General features: G+C 73.1%; 16 protein-coding genes. 7 read left to right on the forward strand and 9 right to left on the reverse strand.

The window, feature by feature from the left end; all coding sequences use genetic code 11:
* Nucleotides 1-1,326 (forward strand): LLM class flavin-dependent oxidoreductase, encoded by a 1,326-nt coding sequence (locus EV378_RS10265; protein WP_243653375.1) that lies wholly within the window; start codon nt 1-3, stop codon nt 1,324-1,326.
* A gap of 70 nt (nt 1,327-1,396) precedes the next feature.
* Here EV378_RS10265 and EV378_RS10270 read toward each other — a convergent pair whose 3' ends face one another.
* Nucleotides 1,397-2,353, reverse strand: a complete 957-nt coding sequence (locus EV378_RS10270) for an aldo/keto reductase (RefSeq protein WP_132423166.1) — start codon at nt 2,351-2,353, stop codon at nt 1,397-1,399.
* A 98-nt stretch (nt 2,354-2,451) separates the two neighbouring features.
* Here EV378_RS10270 and EV378_RS10275 point away from each other — a divergent pair, with 98 nt between their 5' ends.
* Nucleotides 2,452-3,204 carry an AIM24 family protein gene (locus EV378_RS10275; RefSeq protein ID WP_132423169.1) on the forward strand — a complete coding sequence of 251 codons (753 nt, stop codon included), beginning with the start codon at nt 2,452-2,454 and terminating at the stop codon, nt 3,202-3,204.
* A 36-nt stretch (nt 3,205-3,240) separates the two neighbouring features.
* Here EV378_RS10275 and EV378_RS10280 read toward each other — a convergent pair whose 3' ends face one another.
* From EV378_RS10280 to EV378_RS10295, 4 genes are all read right to left on the reverse strand, one after another.
* Entirely contained in the window at nt 3,241-3,888 is a 648-nt protein-coding gene (locus tag EV378_RS10280) for a class I SAM-dependent methyltransferase (protein WP_132423172.1), read from the reverse strand.
* Nucleotides 3,889-3,892: 4 nt separating this feature from the next.
* Nucleotides 3,893-5,308, reverse strand: a complete 1,416-nt coding sequence (locus tag EV378_RS10285) for an amidohydrolase family protein (RefSeq protein ID WP_132423175.1) — start codon at nt 5,306-5,308, stop codon at nt 3,893-3,895.
* Nucleotides 5,309-5,474: 166 nt separating this feature from the next.
* Nucleotides 5,475-5,888, reverse strand: coding sequence for a CBS domain-containing protein (locus EV378_RS35290; RefSeq protein WP_165922224.1), 414 nt, complete (start codon nt 5,886-5,888; stop codon nt 5,475-5,477).
* An 8-nt stretch (nt 5,889-5,896) separates the two neighbouring features.
* Nucleotides 5,897-8,029: a molybdopterin-containing oxidoreductase family protein gene (locus EV378_RS10295; protein WP_132423179.1), complete on the reverse strand. Its 2,133-nt coding sequence runs from the start codon at nt 8,027-8,029 to the stop codon at nt 5,897-5,899.
* A 285-nt stretch (nt 8,030-8,314) separates the two neighbouring features.
* On the opposite strand from EV378_RS10295, the gene EV378_RS10300 reads away from it, so the two are divergent.
* Nucleotides 8,315-9,211, forward strand: coding sequence for an AraC family transcriptional regulator (locus EV378_RS10300; protein WP_165922225.1), 897 nt, complete (start codon nt 8,315-8,317; stop codon nt 9,209-9,211).
* A 60-nt stretch (nt 9,212-9,271) separates the two neighbouring features.
* Here the strand turns inward: EV378_RS10300 and EV378_RS10310 are convergent, their stop codons facing one another.
* A complete protein-coding gene (locus EV378_RS10310) occupies nt 9,272-10,258 on the reverse strand; it encodes a helix-turn-helix domain-containing protein (RefSeq protein ID WP_132423185.1) in 987 nt (328 codons plus the stop codon).
* A 487-nt stretch (nt 10,259-10,745) separates the two neighbouring features.
* Here EV378_RS10310 and EV378_RS10315 point away from each other — a divergent pair, with 487 nt between their 5' ends.
* Nucleotides 10,746-12,215 carry a hypothetical protein gene (locus tag EV378_RS10315; protein ID WP_132423188.1) on the forward strand — a complete coding sequence of 490 codons (1,470 nt, stop codon included), beginning with the start codon at nt 10,746-10,748 and terminating at the stop codon, nt 12,213-12,215.
* 88 nt (nt 12,216-12,303) lie between these two features.
* Nucleotides 12,304-13,674, forward strand: a complete 1,371-nt coding sequence (locus tag EV378_RS10320) for a DJ-1/PfpI family protein (RefSeq protein WP_132423191.1) — start codon at nt 12,304-12,306, stop codon at nt 13,672-13,674.
* 28 nt (nt 13,675-13,702) lie between these two features.
* Here the strand turns inward: EV378_RS10320 and EV378_RS10325 are convergent, their stop codons facing one another.
* The gene (locus EV378_RS10325) at nt 13,703-14,851 is read right to left on the reverse strand and encodes an MFS transporter (protein ID WP_132423194.1); all 1,149 of its coding nucleotides are present in this window, start codon (nt 14,849-14,851) and stop codon (nt 13,703-13,705) included.
* Nucleotides 14,852-14,885: 34 nt separating this feature from the next.
* A complete protein-coding gene (locus EV378_RS10330) occupies nt 14,886-15,242 on the reverse strand; it encodes an ArsR/SmtB family transcription factor (RefSeq protein ID WP_132427691.1) in 357 nt (118 codons plus the stop codon).
* A gap of 78 nt (nt 15,243-15,320) precedes the next feature.
* Between EV378_RS10330 and EV378_RS10335 the strand changes: the two genes are divergently transcribed.
* Entirely contained in the window at nt 15,321-15,707 is a 387-nt protein-coding gene (locus EV378_RS10335) for an ArsI/CadI family heavy metal resistance metalloenzyme (protein ID WP_132423197.1), read from the forward strand.
* 71 nt (nt 15,708-15,778) lie between these two features.
* Here the strand turns inward: EV378_RS10335 and EV378_RS10340 are convergent, their stop codons facing one another.
* Nucleotides 15,779-16,816 carry a methyltransferase gene (locus EV378_RS10340; RefSeq protein ID WP_132423200.1) on the reverse strand — a complete coding sequence of 346 codons (1,038 nt, stop codon included), beginning with the start codon at nt 16,814-16,816 and terminating at the stop codon, nt 15,779-15,781.
* 267 nt (nt 16,817-17,083) lie between these two features.
* On the opposite strand from EV378_RS10340, the gene EV378_RS10345 reads away from it, so the two are divergent.
* Entirely contained in the window at nt 17,084-18,214 is a 1,131-nt protein-coding gene (locus EV378_RS10345; RefSeq protein WP_132423203.1) for a helix-turn-helix transcriptional regulator, read from the forward strand.
* Nucleotides 18,215-18,258: the final 44 nt, after the last annotated feature.

The following is an 18,258-nucleotide window of genomic DNA, read 5'->3' on the forward strand; positions in this document are numbered from 1 at the left end:
ATGACCAGACAGATGACCCTGGTCGGCTTCATGCAGGCCGGCAACGTGACCGTCTACTCCGGATCGTGGCGCTACCCGTCGGCCGATCTCGGGTTCCTTTCGATGGACTACTACGCGCACATCGCACAGGTACTCGAGGCGGCGAAGTTCGACTGCGTGTTCTTCGACGACCGGCTCGCCATGCCCGGCGTGTACGGCAACTCGGTGTCCGACGCGGTCCGCTACGGCGCCCGCCCGATCAAGCTCGACCTGACCGCAGTGCTCGGCGGGATCATCGGCGCGACGTCGCGGATCGGTGTGGGCGCCACGTACTCCACGACGTACTACGACCCGTTCCACATCGCCCGCACGTTCGCCACGCTCGACCACCTGTCCGGTGGGCGGGCCGCCTGGAACGTGGTCACGAGCGTGAACGACTCGGAGGCGCAGAACTTCGGCGTCGAGACCCACCTCGACCACGACCAGCGCTACGACCGCGCCGAGGAGTTCCTGGAGGCCGTGCGGGCGCTCTGGGACTCCTGGGAGGACGACGCGCTGATCATGGACCGCGAGTCCGGCGAGTTCGCCGACCCGTCGAAGGTCCACGAGGTCGACCACAAGGGCGACTACTTCTCCGTGCGCGGCCCGCTGACCGTGCCGCGCACGCCGCAGGGCCGCCCGGTGATCCTGCAGGCGGGCTCGTCAGGGCGCGGACGCCGGTTCGCCGGGCGGTGGGCCGACATGATCTTCACGGCCGACCCCGGACTGCCTGTCGCACAGCGGCACTACGCGGAGCAGAAGGAACAGATCGCATCCGAGGGCCGGAACCCGGACGACGTGAAGCTGCTGCCGATGGCCTACACCGTCGTCGGCGAGACCGAGGAGATCGCGCGGGAGAAGGAACGGCTGTTCCTGGACGCCTACGTGCACCCGCACGCGTCGCTGGCGCTGCTGTCCGAGGTCCTGAACTACGACTTCGCGAAGCACGACCTCGACGACGTGATCTCCGACGAGATGATGGCCGCGTCCGGCGGCATCCGTGGCCTCGCCGAGGGCGTGCGCCGCCATCTCGACCGCGAGGTGACCGTCCGCGATCTCGCCGCGCACCGCGCGACGCTCCTGCAGGGACCGCGGTTCGTCGGCACCGCGACCCAGGTCGCCGACCAGATGCAGGAGTGGTTCGCCTCCGGTGGCTGCGACGGGTTCGTGCTCGCCGCCACCCACCTGCCGGGCGCGTTCGAGGAGTTCACCCGCATGGTCGTGCCGGTGCTGCAGGAGCGCGGGCTGTTCCGCTCCGAGTACCCGGGCGCCACCCTGCGGGACCACCTGGGCGTCGAACGGCCCTGACCGTCGTCCCCGATGGGTTCGTCGCGCGGCCGATCGGTGGGTGGGTGATCCAGCGCGAGCTGGACGTCCGCTAACGCTCGCTGTCCAGCATGGCCATCAACGGCGCCGCGTAACGCTCGCCCGCGGCCGCGCCGGGCGGGACGGCCTCCTCGATCGCGGTCATGTCCGCGTCGGACAGTGCGAGATCCGCGGCGGCGACGGCGTCCGGGACCCGGCTCGGGCGGCTCGCCCCGACCAGCGCCACCAGGTGCGGCTCGCGGGCGAGCACCCACGCCACGGCCAGCTGCGCGACGGTCGCACCCCGCGCGTCGGCGATCGGGCGCAGCCTCTCGACCAGCGCCAGGTTCGACGGCAGGTTCTCCGTCGCCAGCTGCGGCAGGTGCCCCGGGCCGACGGCGTCCGGGCGGTAGGAACCGGTCAGCAGCCCGTGGGCGAGCACGCCGTACGCCGAGACGCCGATGCCGAGCTCGCGGCACGTGTCCAGGATCGCCCGCTCCGGGCCGCGGTTGAGCAGGGAGTACTCGATCTGGACGTCGGCGATCGGGTGCACGGCGTGGGCCCTGCGGATCGTCTCCGCGCCCACTTCGGACAGTCCGACGTGGCGCACGTACCCGGCTTCGACGAGCTCGGCGATCGTGCCGACGGTGTCCTCGATCGGGACGGTCGGATCCAGCCGGGCGGGACGGTAGACGTCGACGTGGTCGGTCCCGAGCCGCTGCAACGAGTAGGCGAGGAAGTTCCGCACGTGAGCGGGCCGTCCCTCGACGCCGACGAACCGACCCGCAGGATCGCGCAGCCCGCCGAACTTGACGCTCAGCTGGACCCGGCCGCGATCGCCGGGCCGCAACGCACGACGGATCAGGTCCTCGTTGGCACCGGCGTCGTAGAAGTCGGCCGTGTCCAGGAACGTCATGCCTGCGTCGATCGCGGCCTGCACGGTCGCGACGGCGTCCGGACCGTCCACGAGCCCGCCCGCGCCGAGCCCGATCGCCGGGGCCGACATCGCTCCGAGGGTGCGCGTCTGCATCCCGATCACGCTACGACGGAAACGTTCGCCGCGCGTCCGGCGAGATCTACGAGCGAGCGCCCCACCCCGCGGCGTCACGTCATGAGGAGCCGGTCGGAATGCGCAGCAACCTGTTCGCCCCGGAGAACCAGGAGCAGGAGTCCGCGCAGCCGGGCCTGCGCCTGCAGAACTCGAAGATGCTGAAGATCGAGCTGAACGGCGAGGCGTTGGCCCGCCAGGGCTCGATGGTCGCCTACCAGGGCGACGTCCGCTTCGAGGCGCTCGGCGCGGGTGGCATCGGCAACTTCCTGAAGCAGAAGCTCACCGGCGAGGGCGTGCCGCTGATGAAGGTGTCCGGCCGCGGGGACGTGTTCCTCGCCGACGCAGCCGCCGACGTCCACGTGATCGACCTCGAGGGCCAGGACGACGCGCTGACCATCAACGGCAAGAACGTCCTCGCGTTCGAGCCGACGCTGTCCTACGACATCCAGATGACGTCCGGCGGCGGCTCGATCGGCAACGCAGGGATGTTCAACTGCGTCTTCCGCGGCCGGGGCCGGCTCGCGATCACGGCCAAGGGCTCGCCGGTGGTGCTCACGGTGGACGCCCCGACCTACGCCGACCCGCAGGCCGCGATCGCCTGGTCGGCGGGCCTGCAGGTCGGGATCCACCGGGCCGAGGAGTTCGGGCTGAACATGCTGATCGGCCGCACCACGGGCGAGCGGTTCACGATGGCGTTCGGCGGCAACGGGTTCGTCATCGTCCAGGCGTCCGAGGAGATGCCCCTGGACGCGATCGGCGGCACCGGTGGCGGCGAACAGGCCGGGAACACCGGCGGGGTCGGCGGGCTGCTGGGCGGCCTGCTGCGGTAGACCAGCCTGGTGGGACCGCGGACGGGAACCCTCCCGCTACGCCGTCGCGACCAGCCCCACGAGCGGCGCCCACCGGCTGCCCGCACCGAGCGGGAGATCGAGAATCTCGACGGCGTCGAAGACGGCCCGCGCGGCCGCCGCCAGATCGTCGGTGGCCGCGCCCGCCCTGCGCCGGTAGAGCTGCCGGGTCGCCCAGGTCAGCGGCGCCGCCGGTCCACGTGGGACGAGGTCCAGGTCGACGACGAGCAGCCGGCAGCCCGGTCGCAGCGCCCGTCGGACCGTCCTCAGTGCACCGTCCACGTCGGCCACCGCGCTGAGCGCGAACACGGCGACGGCGCCGTCGAAGCCTCCGGGTTCCAGCTCGGCACCGGAGATCTCGGCGTGCACCAGCTCGACCTGCCACAGGCGGTGCTCCGCGACCCGCTCCCGGGCGCGGTCGAGCATCGCCCCGCTGAGGTCGACGCCGACCACGCGCCCGTCCGGACCGACCGCGTCGCACAGCGCGGGGAACGCCGCTCCGGCGCCGCAGCCGACGTCGAGCACGCTCTGTCCCGCACCGAGACCGAGCCGGTCAAGGCCGACCGTGTCGAGCGCCGACGCCGTGCGTTCGAGGGCGGGCGCGAACGAGCTCAGGTTGTCCCAGTAGCGGCGTCCGCGCTCGACGCGCTCGTCGTGTCCGCCCACCGGCTCACGCCGCCCGCCGGTCGGCCGCCAGCCGCTGCCGGGTCGCGTCGAGGTCGGCGCGCGAGTGGTGGGTACCGGCCCGGACGACGCCCGCGACGCGGTGCAGGTTCGCGACGTCCGCGGTCGGGTCCCCGTCGAGCACGACGAGGTCGGCCCGGCGTCCGATCTCGACGGTGCCGATCTCGTCGTCCAGCCCGAGGAACCGCGCCGGGTCCACGGTGGTGCTCTGCAGGATCCGCAGCGGCGACAGTCCGGCGGCGGCGAGCTCGTCGAACTCCTGGTGCAGGCTCGTGCCGGGGACCTCCCAGGACGCGCCGGTGACGTCGCTGCCGGCCAGGATCCCGACCCCTTCTTCGGCCAGGATTCCGGTCAGGCGCAGCTGCGCGGCGTAGAGGTCACGGAAGACCTCGCGCGTGGCGGGCGGGAGCTTCCGGAACCGCCGGGCCGTCCGTTCCCACAGCTTCATGGTCCCCGGCGAGACGAAGCGCAGATCGGAATGGCCGTGCAGCGCACAGTCGTCACCGCGCTCGTTCGTCCGCTCCCGGATCAGGGTCGGGCAGTGCCACGTGTCCGTCTCGGCGAACACGCGGGCGACCGAGCGGGCGGCGTCCTCGTCGAACGTGTCCAGGGCGCGGCGCATGATCGCGATCTCGTCCGGGCGCGTGAGCAGCGCCGGGTTGACGACGATCCGCCGGAGCAGAGCGCCGAAGACCTTGTCCGCGAACGGGAACCGCACGGTCGGGACGGGCAGCCCGCGACGGCCGAGCAGGTCGGCCTCGATCGCCGCCTTGTCCGGTGAGCAGGAGCTGAGCACGCCGAGACCGGGGCCGACGTGCTCGACGAACCGCAGCCCGGCGCGGGCCGCGGCGAGCGCGTCGGCACCGGACGGCAGGTGGCCGCCGAGCGGGATCCCGACCCGGTTCGCCTCCTCCTGCGCCGCGGGGTGGACGGCGGCCGTGACCAGGCCCATCTTCACGAAGTCGGCGCCCTGCGCGGCCTGCTCACGGACCGTCGCGCGCGCCCGATCGGCCGTACCGGCGTTCAGCGGCGTCAGCAGCGCACCGGGCAGTGCGAGCAGCGCCGGACCGGCGTCCGGCAGCCGGCCGTCCCGTCGGCGCTCCAGCAACGCGGGCGAGCCGGACATCTGCCGGAACCCGGTCACGCCGTACGTGAGCATGAGCGCGAACGCGTCGGCCGGGTCGGACAACTCGAGCGTGTGGGCGTGCATGTCGTTGTAGCCCGGGACGATCCAGCGCCCCGACACGTCCACACGGTCCACGTCCCCCGTGGACGGCTCTGCGACCGGACCGTCCCCGACGGCGGCGATCCGGCCGTCGCGCACGAGGACCGACCGGACCGCGACGGAGCCGGTGCGGACGTCGACGACGGAGCCGCCGGTGAGCAGCAACGGGCGCGGCATGGGTGCCCCTTCCTGGAGAACGACGGCATTGTCGCCTGCGAGTGGAGCTGACGCCGCTCCAGCCGAGGCCCGCCGAGATGCGGCTCAGCGGGGCATGGTGATCGTTCCGGCCCGCTCGGCCGCATCTCGGCGACGCCTGCCCGCCGGCGAGCGGTCGAGCCGGACCTCAACCGGCGCGACGGTCCGCCGCGCGGGCCGCGACGCCGTCGTCGTCGCAGAAGCCCCGGCCGGAGCGCTTGCGGCACAGCAGTCCCACCAGCCGTCCCTCCTCGGCGACGACGGCGAACCGGCGCCGCCCCCGCTCCGCCATGTCACGCGTGACGGAGCGGAGGTCGGCGCCTGCGGACACGGTCCGGCCGTCCAGGCGACCGAGGGGCCATGCCGGGTGACCGGCGGGCGCCCCGGCCAGGTCGTCGCGTTCCACGACGGCCACGAGCACGCCGTCGGCGACGACGAGCAGGGCGTGCACGTGGTCGTCGAGCAGGCGGGTCCGTGCCTCGCCGACGGTGAGCCCGGTCCCGCACAGCTTCGGGAACCGGATCATCGCGTCGGCGACGACCGAGGCGAGATCGTGTCCCACCGGGCCTCCTAGACGACCTCGACCTCGACGCGGGTGTCCGAGAACGTCGGCGCGTTCCCCAGGTCGGCGAACGCGAACGGGTTCACCGCACCCACTGTATTCCCTTCCTTCGAGTTCTTCGGCCAGGTCCCCAGTGGACAGACGACGACGCCCGGTGCGACCTCCTCGCTGATCTTCGCCAGCGCGACGAACCGCCCGCGGTCGTTGTGCACCGCGACGTACTGCCCGGACGTGATGCCCCGTGACTCCGCGTCCTGGGGATGGATCGTCAGCGTCTGCTCGCCCTGGATGCGCTTCTGCCGCTCCTGGTCGCCCGCACTGGAGTTGATGTAGGCGTGCGGCTTGGGCGACAGCAGGTTCAGCGGGTACACCTCGGCCGTCTCGCGCGGCGCCACGTAGTGCGGCAGCGGGTCGACCGGGGTGCCGGGCTGGTGGTCGTCGGAGAGCTGCCGGAACAGGTTGACGACGAAGTTCCCCATCGCCTCCAGCGCCCCGGAGCGGAACTCCGTCTTGCCCGACGGCGTCGGGAAGTTGCCCTCGGCGTGCGGGCGGTACTCGTCGGAGGACGGCAGGTTCAGCCGCGCCCATCCGGTCTCGCGCAACGACTCCAGCGTGATGCCCTCCATCGCGGGCGCCGACCAGTCGTACGCGTCGCGCAGCAGCTCCTCGTCGGACCGCAGCAGCGGCGCGTCGTCGAACCCCATTGCCGTCGACAGCCGCCGGAACAGCTCCGTGTTCGACACGGCCTCGCCCACCGGATCGACGGCCGGGGTGTTCAGCGTGACGTAGAAGTGGCCCCAGCTGAACATGATGTCGTGCTGTTCGAGTGCCGTCGTGGCCGGCAGCACGATGTCGGCGTACTTCGCGGTGTCGGTGAGGAAGTGGTCGCTGACCACGGTGAACAGGTCCTCGCGCTCCAGCCCGCGGGCCAGCTTGTCCTGCTCGGGGCACACGACCATCGGGTTGGAGTTGTAGACCATCAGCGCCGAGATCGGCGGGTCCAGCGCCATCTCACCGGTCAGCGCGCGGCCGAGCAGGAACTGGTTCACGACGCGCGTGCCGGGCGTGCGCAGCTCCGGGACGATCATCGCGGGCCAGTTCACCGGGTGCGCCCACAGCGGGAGCTGCAGCAGCCCGCCGCCGACGTGCCGCCACGCTCCGACGAGCGCGGGCAGGCACGCGATCGACCGCACGGTCTGACCGCCGCCCGCGTGCCGCTCGACGGCGACGCCGATCCGGATCATCGCCGGGTCGGTCGTCGCGTACTCGCGGGCCAGCGTGCGGATGTCCTCGACCGGGATCCCGGTCTCCTCCGACGCCCACTCCGGCGTGTACTGCTGCACGCGCTCGACGAGCTCGTCGTAGCCGTGCGTGTGGTTCTCGACGTAGTCGGCGTCGGTCAGGCCCTCCGTGATGATCACGTTCATCATCGCGAGGGCGAGCGCGCCGTCGGTGCCGGGACGGATCGGGATGTGCCAGTCGGCCCGCTGCGCCGTCCGGTGCTTCATCGGGTCGATGCAGACGACCTTGGCGCCGTTCTTCTGTGCCTCGGCGATGATCGGCCAGAGGTGCAGGTTCGTGGAGATCGTGTTCGTCGCCCACAGGATGATGTAGCGCGAGTGGACGATGCTCTCCGGGTCGACGCCCGCGGTGGCACCGATCGTGGCCGCGTAGGCGGTGCAGGCACCGGAGTCGCAGTACGTGCGCTCGGTGACCGTCGCACCCAGCTTGTGGAAGAACCCGTCGCCGACCGACAGGCCGTTCAGCACGCCCTGGTTGCCCAGGTAGCTGACCGGCATCACGGTCTCCGGGCCGTGCTCGGCGATCGCGGCCGTGAACCGGGTCGCGATCGTCTCCAGCGCCTCGTCCCAGGTGATCTCCTCGAACCGGCCGCTCCCCTTCGGGCCGGTGCGGCGCAGCGGGTGCAGCAGGCGATCCGGGGCGTAGGTCTTCTCCTGGTAGTTGTTGACCTTGACGCACAGGCCGCCCCGGGTGATCGGGTGGTCCGGGTCACCCGCCACGCCGGTGGCCTTGCCGTCCTCGACGGTCACGATCATGGCGCAGGTGTCAGGACAGTCGTGCGGGCAGGCTGCCCGGACCGTGGTGGCGGTCGGGGTCAGCGGGAGTTCGGTGGTGGTCACGCGTCAGCTCCTTCTCCGATCCGGGCCGATCGGAAACGGGCGGATTCCGGTCGGCCGGTAATTCGCATGATGCGACGGGCCAACGGCACGGAGCTTGTCGGAGAGTGCCAGATGTCACCGGTTCCGCTAGCTTCTGACGTTCACCCGGACAAACAACGCGCTGGTCGGAGGCGGTGGATCGTGACGGAAACGCCGTGTCGCGTCGGACCGTTCGGCAATTCCGGAAACGCGGAAGAATCCCGGACCGCAGTCGGCAGATGCGGAAGTGTCGACGTGTGGCGCGAAATGTTGCGCGAACATTTCGTCGCGCTCGACGTGGCCGACGCACACGCCGACGGGCCGTTCGGCAGCGAGGTGCGCAGCACGCTCGTCGGGCATCTGTCGGTGGCCGAGGTGAGCTCCGCGCCGCAGAGCTGCGTGCGCTCCGGCCGGCTCGTCCGCGAGGACCCGGAGACCTACCTGCAGGTGGGCATGCTGGCGCGCGGCCGCGCCGTCGTCGAACAGGACGGGCGGGAGGCGGTGCTCGAGCCCGGCCGCTTCGTCGTCTACGAGACCGACCGCCCGTTCAGCTGGCACTTCCCGGAGCCGTGGACGCTGCTCGTGCTGACCTGGCCGCGGCATCTCGTCGACCTCGACGTCGACCTGTCGCGTTCGGCCACCGCCCGTCCGTTCGGCGACGGCAGGCTCGGCGGCATCGTCGCGCGCTCGCTCGCCGAGTCCGTGCTGGCGCCGCCGGAACAGGCCGACGTCGGGCGCCGTCTCGCCGGGGAGCTGTCCTCCCTGGTCGGGACGACGTTCGGCGGGCATCCCGACGACGAGCCGCTGTCGATCCCGGCCGCGGCCGGGCTGCGCCACCGCGTCGCCGCCTACATCGCCGACCACATCGAGGACGGCGATCTCGGCGTCGAGGCGCTCGCCAGGGCGCACTACGTGTCGGTCCGCGGGCTGCACCGGGCGTTCGCCGGCGTCGACATGAGCGTCGGCTCGCTGATCCGCACGCTGCGGCTGGCCCACGCGCGGCAGCGGCTGGCCGACCCGCGCGACGCCGGCCTCTCGCTCACCGAGATCGCGGCCGCCTGCGGGTTCGCCGATCTGCCCACGTTCAGCCGCGGGTTCAAGACCGAGTTCCAGGAGTCGCCGAGCACCTACCGGCGGCGCAGCGGGACGCGGACCTCCGCGTGAGCCGCGTCAGCCGCGTGAGCCGCGTCAGCCGCGTCAGCCGCGTCAGCCGCGTCAGCCGCGTCAGCCGCGAAGCGTCGCCCTCGGCGAGCGTCCGAACGCCTCGCGGTACTGCACCGAGAACCGGCCCGGGTTCGTGAACCCCCATCGGGCCGCGATCGCGGCGACGGTGTCGCCGTGCGTCGGGTCCGCGACGAGCAGGTCGTCGTGGGCGAGCGCGAGCCGCACCCGACGCAGGTGCTCGAGCGGGGTGCGGTCGCGGTGCCGCCGGAACAGGCTCTGCAGCCCGCGCACGCTGATCCGGGCCACGACGGCAATGTCGTCGACGCCGATGTCCTCGCCGGCGTGCTCGTCGATGTAGTCGAGGGCCCGACGCAGCACGGCAGGTTCCGTCGGCCCGGCCCGCCCGCCCTGCTCCCACCGGGTCAGCCCGGTGTTCGGGAACGTGACCAGCGCCGCGGTGACCAGCGACCGGGTCGCCTCCGCCAGGACCAACGGGGCGTCGAGCATCTCCTCGCGATCCACCACGTTGTGCCGCACGTGCGCGGCGACCCCGGCCCAGTACCGGGCCGCCGCGTCCGACACCGGGGTCATCGACGTGAACGTCACGTCCCCGACGTCGGTGCCGAACACCGAGCAGGCCACGCGGGCGACCATCGCGGGCTCCAGGGTGACCGTGTCGACCGTCGCGTCGTCCACGTCCGACCGCCAGTCCACGTCGTCCAGCGTGGTCAGGACCGGCTCACCGAGATCGGGGCGGACCGTCTCCCTGCCGGACTCGAACCCGATCGTCCCGCCGCCGAGCGTGACCACCAGGAACAGTCCGGCGTCCGCAGGCACGACGAAGTGGCCTGCCGCCGCGTAGCGCACCCTGGCGAACGTCGCCGCTCCGGGGACCCGCACGCCGGTGTGGCCGAAGTCGAAGTGCTCGATGTCGCCGAACGTCCGGACCGAGAAGTCGCTGTACGCCTCACGCAACACCTCGTGCGCGTACTCCGGGTCCTGCGAGTGCACGTCGAACCGCACGAGGGGCGAGTCAACCGCCGACATCCACTCCACCTCCCGGGATGACATCGCTCGCACCGGCCCGCGGGTTAGCGGAGGTGGGCGACGAGCAGCTCGTGCCGGCACCGGCCACCACGCGTCGCGGGCGTACCCGCCGACCAGCAGGCATCCCACCTCCCACCCGGGACGCCCGGAGGCTCGCCCACCCATCGTGGGTGACCGCACGATAGACGATTGCGAGCAACTGTCGCGCCGGACGCGCCCGAGCCCTCGACGACGCGCGGTGTGAGCACGACGACCACAGGATCGCGTCCACGACAGCCGGGTCCGCCCGGGTGCGGGTCGTGCGTGCACCCGCGTTCCGGCCCGATCCCCCAGGTTTCCGGACACGAGCCCGCCGGGAGCTCGGCGCACGGCCCGCCCGCACCGACGATCACCACGACGCCGGAGCATTCGATCGGGGGACGGGATGGCGGACGACGGACCGCGCCGGGGCACGGGCATTGGCGAGTGGCGGCGGTCGGGACTCGGGATGGTGCGCGAGGGCGTCCGGCCACTGCTCGTCCTCGCGTCCCTGGCCGCGATGGCCGACGCCGTCGCGGCACCGGTCGGCCCCGATCCCGTGGTGGGGTCGATCGCCATGGCGGTCGCCGCTGTCGTGCGGGCGTGGACGTACGCCGCAGCCGTCGTCGTCCTGCTCGTGTTGCGGGGCCGGAGAGCGGGATCCGCGCTGAGCGGGCTCGCCCGGTCCGCGCGTCGGCTGCCGTTGCTGGTGGGCTGGCTCGCGGTCGGGGTCGTGGCGACCGTCGCCGGGCTCGCGCTGCTGGTGCTTCCGGGGATCTGGCTGCTCGTGGTGCTCACGGCGACCCTCGTCGCGGTCGTGACGATCGAGGGCGGGAGTCCCCTGCGCTGCCTGCGGCTCGTGCGGGGCCGGTGGTGGGCCACCGCCCTGCGCGTCCTGCTGGCCGTCGGGCCGGTGGCGCTGTGGTGGGCCGCGACCGGCGCCGCCGTCGCGGCCCTGCCGGTGCACCCCGTGGCGGCCGCGGTGCTGACCGCGGTGCTCGCCGTGCCGGGCTACGCGGTCGTCGCCGCGTTCCTGGCTGCGGCCTACGTCGAGCTGCGCCGGCGCGAGGACCCGGGGTACGGGCCGGTGCCGCTCCCGTCCGTGGCGCCCGGGGCGGCTCTTCCCAGGCCGGCCGGCACGCCGGCACTCGATCGCACGGGACCGTCTCCGGTCCTGCTCGGGGTCGGGGGCGGCGTGCTCCTCGCCGCCGCGCTCGTGGCCGTCCTCGTCGTGACGACGTGGCCCGGCCCGGAACGGGCCCCCGCTCCCCCACTCGCGGCAGTCGGGCCCGAGCGCCCCCCGGCGACGGCGGCCGAGGTTCTCTCCGCGACCTACGCGCGGTCGCGCCTGGACCGCACCGGGATCTACCGGGCCGACCCCGGCGATCTCTGGGAGGACGTCGGCTACGTCGGTAGCCGGGGCGAGTTCGCCCTCGACGGCGACTCCACGTCGGTGCACGCACGGCTCACCGACACCGGGCTCTCCGTGCGCGAGACCATCGTCGTCGACGACCGCAGGTGGATCCGGAGCCGCTATCCCGAGCCGGTCGGCCACTGGGTCCCGTGCTCGATCGGCGACGGCTCCGTGTACGCCGATGCCTGCGTCTACACCGTCTACCAGCAAGACCTGGCCGATCCGGTGGCCGTCCTGATGCGCGCCGGCCGGTCCGCGACCGTCGTCGGATCCGGGGCCGAGGTCGTCGACGACGTCCCGGCGACGTGGTTCGACGTGCGGCTCGCCGCCGACCGGGCCGCGGCGGACGAGCCCGACCCGGCATGGCGGACCCGCTTCGCCGAGAGCCTCCTGGGTGCCGCACCGGTGCGCGTGTGGACGGGTCCGGACGGGCGGCTGCTGCAGCTGGCGTTCGCCGCACCGTCCGACAACCGCGTCCGCTACACGGGCTGGGGCCTGACCGGTCCCGTCCTGCCGCCGCGCTGAACCACGAACGGTCGTGACGTCCGGCAAGGCGGTCACGGCGACCGCCGGCGCCACGCCCGGCGAGCCCGTCGAACACCGGGGAGACACCATGACCGCCCGCATCCGCCGCACGGCGACGATCCTGGTCCTGCTGCTGGTCGCGCTCGCCCCGGCGGGCGTGACGGCCGCGGTCGCCGCGCCCGCCACGTTCGCCTCGCTGCACGTGCCCGGCCCACCACGGCCGGTGCCCCCACCGTCGGCACGGGGCCACGACCCCCACCTCCCGACCGCCGTCGTCGTCCTCGGCAACGACGGCGCCGTCGTGTCCGATGTGCTCGGCCCCTACGAGGTCCTCGCCGCCAGCGGCCGGTTCAACCTCTACACCGCCGCCCCACGCCGCGAACCGGTCCCGCTGACCGGCGGCCTGGACCTCGTCCCGGACCTCACGCTCGACGAGGTCTCGCGCCGCACCGGTCCCGCGGGGCCGGATCTCCTCGTCGTCCCGGCGCTGCCGGCCGACGACACGCCCGCGGCCCGCGCCGTCGCCGGCTGGGTCGCCGGCCGGTCGGCGGCCGGCACGACGCTGCTCGGGGTCTGCAACGGCGCCGGGCTGCTCGCGTCCGCCGGCGTCCTGGACGGCAGGCCCGCCACCGCCCACTGGAGCCGGCTGGGCCGCCTGCGCTCCGCGTTCGACCGCGTCGGCTGGGTCGAGGGCCGCCGCTTCGTCGACGACGGCGACGTCGTCACCACCGGGGGCATCCTGTCCGGACTCGACGGCACCCTGCACCTGGTCGAGCGGTTCGCCGGCCGCGACGCCGCCGACCGGGCCGCCGCGGCCGTCGGCTGGCATCGCCACCCGGGGGACGCGCCGGTGCACGCGCCGGGCGGACCGGACCCTGCGGCGATCCTGAACGCGGGGTACCGGCTCGACCCGGACCGGATCGGCGTCGTCCTCACGCCCGGGGTCGGCGAGCTGGAGCTGGCTTCGGTGTTCGACGTCCACGGTGGACAGTCGCTCGCCGGCCGCACCGTCGCGCTGGGTACGGCACCGGGGGCGGTGCGATCGCGACACGGACTGACGTTCCTCCCGCGCGCCGTCCTGGCCGACGCCGCCGTCGACCTCGACCGCCTCCTCGTCCCGGGACGCGACGCCGCGGCCGACCGCGCCGTCCCGGCACCGGAGCGGGGCCCGCTCCCCGAGTACCCGCACCGTGGCGACGGTTTCGCCTTCGACGACACGATCGCCGACGTCGCCAGGACCATGGACCGCGCAACCGCGACCTGGGCCGCGAAGGCCTCCGAGATGCCCACCGACGGAGTGCGACTCGACGGCGCCGCCTGGCCGTGGACACCGAGCGCCACCCTGCTCGCGCTCCTCGTCGGCGGGGTCCTGCTGGCCCGCGGCGCCGCGGGCGCGCTCCGGGCCGTCCGCCGGTCGGCCCGTCACGGGGGTGGAGACGGGACGAGCCGTCCGTCGTGACCGGTGGCGACGACACCCGGCAGGTACGTCACCTCGTCGGCGCCCGTCCGTCGCGTGCGGACCGCGCGTAGAGCGCGACGCACAGCCAGGAGACGGCCGCGACGACGATGAACCCCGCGTAGACGATGCCGAACCCGGTCACGGCCGCGATCGCGGACGCCACGACCGGCGCGAGGAGGCCGGCGATCCCCCAGCCGGAGAACACACGGCCGTAGACCGCGCCGAAACGCTGCGTCGGGACGACGTCGGACACGGCAGCCGGGGTGAGGGTCGAGAGCGCGCCGTACTGGGTTCCGAGCAGGAACAGCGCGACCAGGGCGGGCGGTCCGTCCACCCCGGCGGCCAGAGGGATGCAGGCGACGACGAGCAGGGCCGAGTTCGCGTGCAGCGTCGCCCGTCGTCCCCATCGGTCCGACGCCGGTCCGGCCACGAGGCGGCCGACGAAGTTGCCGACGTTGAGCAGCGTCACCGCCGCCGCGGCGGCGGCCGTCGACCCGGCGAGCGGGCCGGCGCGGGCGAACGCCGCGAGTGCCGGCGCGCTCCCGAGCCCGAACGCCAGCCACAGGGCGGCGACCTGGCCACGCGGAGTCCGTCGGTCGTCATGGCCGGTCTCGACCGTCGGCGCGGTGGCGGCCTCGGCCGGGAGCAGGACGGCCGCGACCACCAGGAGGATGCCGAGCACGGCGGCCAGCAGGACGAACGTCCAGCTGCGGCCGAGCCCGTCGAGCAGTGCGGCCGCGACCGGGGCGAGGATCGCGGTGCCGATCGCGTAGGCGCTGACGACCAGGCCGAGCGCCAGACCACGTCCGGTCGTGAACGTCCCGGCCACCCGGACCGCGGTCGCGTAGCCGAGACCCGTCGTCCCGCCGAGGACGATGCCGAAGGCCAGGACCATCACGAGGACCGACGCGGCCGCCGCGCTCCCGAGCAGTCCCGCGACCGTGCCGACGGCGGCGACCAGGGCCATCCGTCGCGGTGCGATCGAGTCGGCGATCCGGCCACCGACGAGTACGCCGGTCGTGAACGCGGCGAGACCGACCGAGAACACGCTCGTCAGCGCCGTCGGTCCGGCACCCAGGTCGCGCTGCAGCGACGCGGTGAACACGTCCCAGGCGAACAGCGGGCTCACGGCCAGGTCGAGCAGCATCGCGCCGAGCAGCACGCGCCGTCTGCTCACGCGATCCTCCGTCCGCCGGTCGGGCCCGCGCCGATCAGCGCCGCGGCCGGGCCAGGACGGCCGACAGGCGTCCGAACGCGTCGGGCTGCACCCGGTAGTAGATCCAGGTGCCGCGCCGCTCCCCCGAGATCAGCCCCGCTTCGCGGAGAACCTTCAGGTGATGCGAGATCGTCGGCTGGGACAGGTCGAACACGTCCGTCAGGTCGCACACGCACGCCTCGCCACCCGCGTGCGAGGCGATCAACGACAGCAGCCGCAGCCGCACCGGGTCACCCATCGCCTTGAACACCCGCGCCAGCTCGGCCGCGTGCTCCGCCGACACCGGTTCGGCCACCAGCGGGGAGCAGCACTCCACCGCGCCGGCCGGATCGACGACCACGTCGCCCTGCATCGACATACTTCTATATTGACGACCGCCGATGCAGGGCGCAAGGTCTGTATCGACCGTCATCGATACAAGGGAGTGGTCATGTCCCGAGTCCAGCTCGCCCTACGGGTCTCCGACCTCGACGGGTCGATCGCGTTCTACAGCTCGCTGTTCGGCGTGGAGCCCGCCAAGCGGCGCCCCGGCTACGCCAACTTCGCCATCGCCGAGCCACCGCTCAAGCTCGTCCTGATCGAGGGCGACGCCGACCGGCTCACCGTCATGGATCACCTGGGCGTGGAGGTCGGGACCACCGCCGAGGTCGACGACGCGACCGAACGCCTGTCCGCGCTCGGACTGTTCACGCAGGTCGAGGACGACACCACCTGCTGCTACGCGCTGCAGGACAAGGTGTGGGTCCACGGCCCCGGCCAGGAGCCGTGGGAGGTCTACACGGTCACAGCCGACGCCTGCCGCGTCACCACCGGCTGACGAGCACGGCGATCGAGCACGGGTGCGACGGGGTCAGCGGCTCACGCCGGCGCCGTCGGCTCCTCGTGGCGTCAGGGCTTGCGACCGATCACGGCACCGTTCGCGCCCGGCGCCTCGAACCAGACGGTGCGGATGTCGCGGAAGCCCAGATCGTGAAGCCATCGGCCGTATTCGGACGGCGTGTAGTTGCGGCCCTCGGTCTCGATCAGCATGTTGAGGCTCATGAGCGCCGCCGGCGAGGGTCCCGATCTCTCGTCGTTCACGAGCAACTCGCTGATGATCACGACGCCGCCGCGTGGCAGCGCCTCCCAGCACTTGGCGAGGATCGTGCGGTCCCGCTCCTCGTTCCAGTCGTGCATGATCATCGAGAGAAGGACGACGTCGTGGCCCGGCGGGAACGCGGCATCGGCGAAGAAGTCGCCGCCGACGGTGTCGATCCGCTCCGCGAGGGCGGCGTCCTCGATCTTCCGCGCCGCGATGTCGGCGACGAACGGGAGGTCGTAGACCGTCGCGCGCAGGTTCGGGTACAGGCGACACAGCTCGATGTCGTACGCACCGGAGCCGCCGCCGACATCGAGCACCCTGCCGAACGCGCTCAGGTCCACGGCGCCACCGAGCGAGCGCGCGGTGAACGTGGACAGCGAGTGCATCGCCTCCCAGAAGACCGCCAGCAGGTCCGGGTCCTCGCCGTCGAACAGCGAGTCCTGCCGGTCCGGGTCCCAGGTCGTCGGACGGTTCGTACGGATGGCGTCGGTCAACCTCCCCCACCCGGGATAGAGACGCTTGTCGAGCATCTGGACGAAGCCGCCGAAGTAGTAGGGCTTCCCGCGGACCAGATACTCGTCGGCGAGCGCGCTGCAGACGTAGGCGGCGCCGTCCTTCTCGAGCAGGCCGAGAGCGGCACACGCGGTGAGCAGCATCTCCGCCGGCCGTTCGTCGATACCGAGCGTCCCGGCAAGCTCTGCGATCGTCGTCCCGCCGGTTCCGGACAGGCGGGTGAACAGATCGAGCTCGTGCGCGGCCGCGAGCGTCTTGAACGCCCAGAACCCGGTCGCCAGCTGCATCAGCGGCACCGGCGTCACGGCCGGATCGTCCTGCTCGGTCGTCATGGAGTTCCCCTCACGGGTGTCGGTGTCGGGTCGGGGCTGCGTCGAGCGGGGCCTCGGAGGTGGCCGCGGTTCCGACGACGTGGCCGGCGGTGTCGGGGCCGAACCTGACGGTGGCGGCGCGGCGGTGGCGTTCCCATCCCCCTCGACGCCGGTCCCGGCGGCGGTGACCCCCTACAGCCGGGGGGTTGTCCGCGCGGTGGCCAGGCCCGACCATCGGCACGGGCGCACCGGTGGGTGCGGCCCGCGACCGGGGGAGGGACGGCTCCGATGGCGGTCACCGCGACCACCGCACGTCAGGTGGAGGCGCTCGTCGCGAGCTGCGCCGCGCCGGGTGAGAGCACCGAGCTGTTCGCCTCCGTCTCCCGCCGGCTGCGCCGGATGGTGCCCTTCGACGGGGCGTGCTGGTTCGCCACCGACCCGGTGACGACGTTGGCGACCTGCCCGGTGCGCATCGAGAACGTCGAGTCCGGGCACTGCGAGTCCTACTGGGACCGCGAGTTCCTGGTCGAGGACTCGCTGTTGTTCCGCGACCTGGCCCGCGGCTCCCGCGGTGCGGATACCTTGTTCACCGCGACGGACGGCCATCCCGCCCGCAGCGCCCGCTACCGGGAGTTCCTCGCCCCGCAGGGCTACGGCGACGAGCTACGCGCGGTGTTCCGGCTGGGCAACGGCGTCTGGGGTGTGCTCGATGCGTTCCGTGAGCGCGGCCGTGAGCCCTTCTCCGAACGCGAGGTCGACCTCGTCGCGAGCGTGGGGCCGGCGTTGGCGGCCGCGCTGCGGGCCCGGGCGCTGACCGAGCCGGCTCCGGTCGCGGCGCACGACGTCGACGGGCCCGGCACCGCGCTGTTCGACGCCGCCGGGACCGTGTGCTCGTTCGACGAGCAGGCCGACCACTGGTTCACCGAGCTGGCCGGCCCCGGCTGGAACGGGGACGAGCTGCCGCCGCAGCTCGCCATCGTCACCGCCGTCCTGGCCAGGGCCCACTCGGTGGCCACAGGGCGCGACCACGGGCCCGCGTCCGCCCGGCTGTGCTCGGCGTCCGGGCGCTGGCTGGCCGTGCACGCGTCGTGCCTGCGCACTCCCGCCGGTGAGCCCGGTCCCGTGGCGGTGGTCGTCGAACCGGCGAAGTCGGCGCAGATCGCGCCGATCGTCGTCGAGGCCTACCGCCTGACGCCCCGCGAGCAGCAGATCACCCAGGCGGTGGCCCGCGGGTTGTCGAACCCGGAGATCGCCGCGGGCCTGCACCTGTCCACACACACCGTGCGCGATCACCTCAAGGCGGTCTTCGGCAAGGTCGGCGTCGCCAGCCGGGGAGAGCTGGTGGCCACGCTGTTCGCCGAGCACTACCGACCGGCGCTGCACGAGGACGGGGCGCCGGTCACGCACGTGCAGTACTGATCCACGCGTTGACGACGCCGGCGGACAAGCTCCGACGCCGCCAC

Source organism: Pseudonocardia endophytica, assembly GCF_004339565.1.
In the GTDB taxonomy this organism is placed as follows: domain Bacteria; phylum Actinomycetota; class Actinomycetes; order Mycobacteriales; family Pseudonocardiaceae; genus Pseudonocardia; species Pseudonocardia endophytica.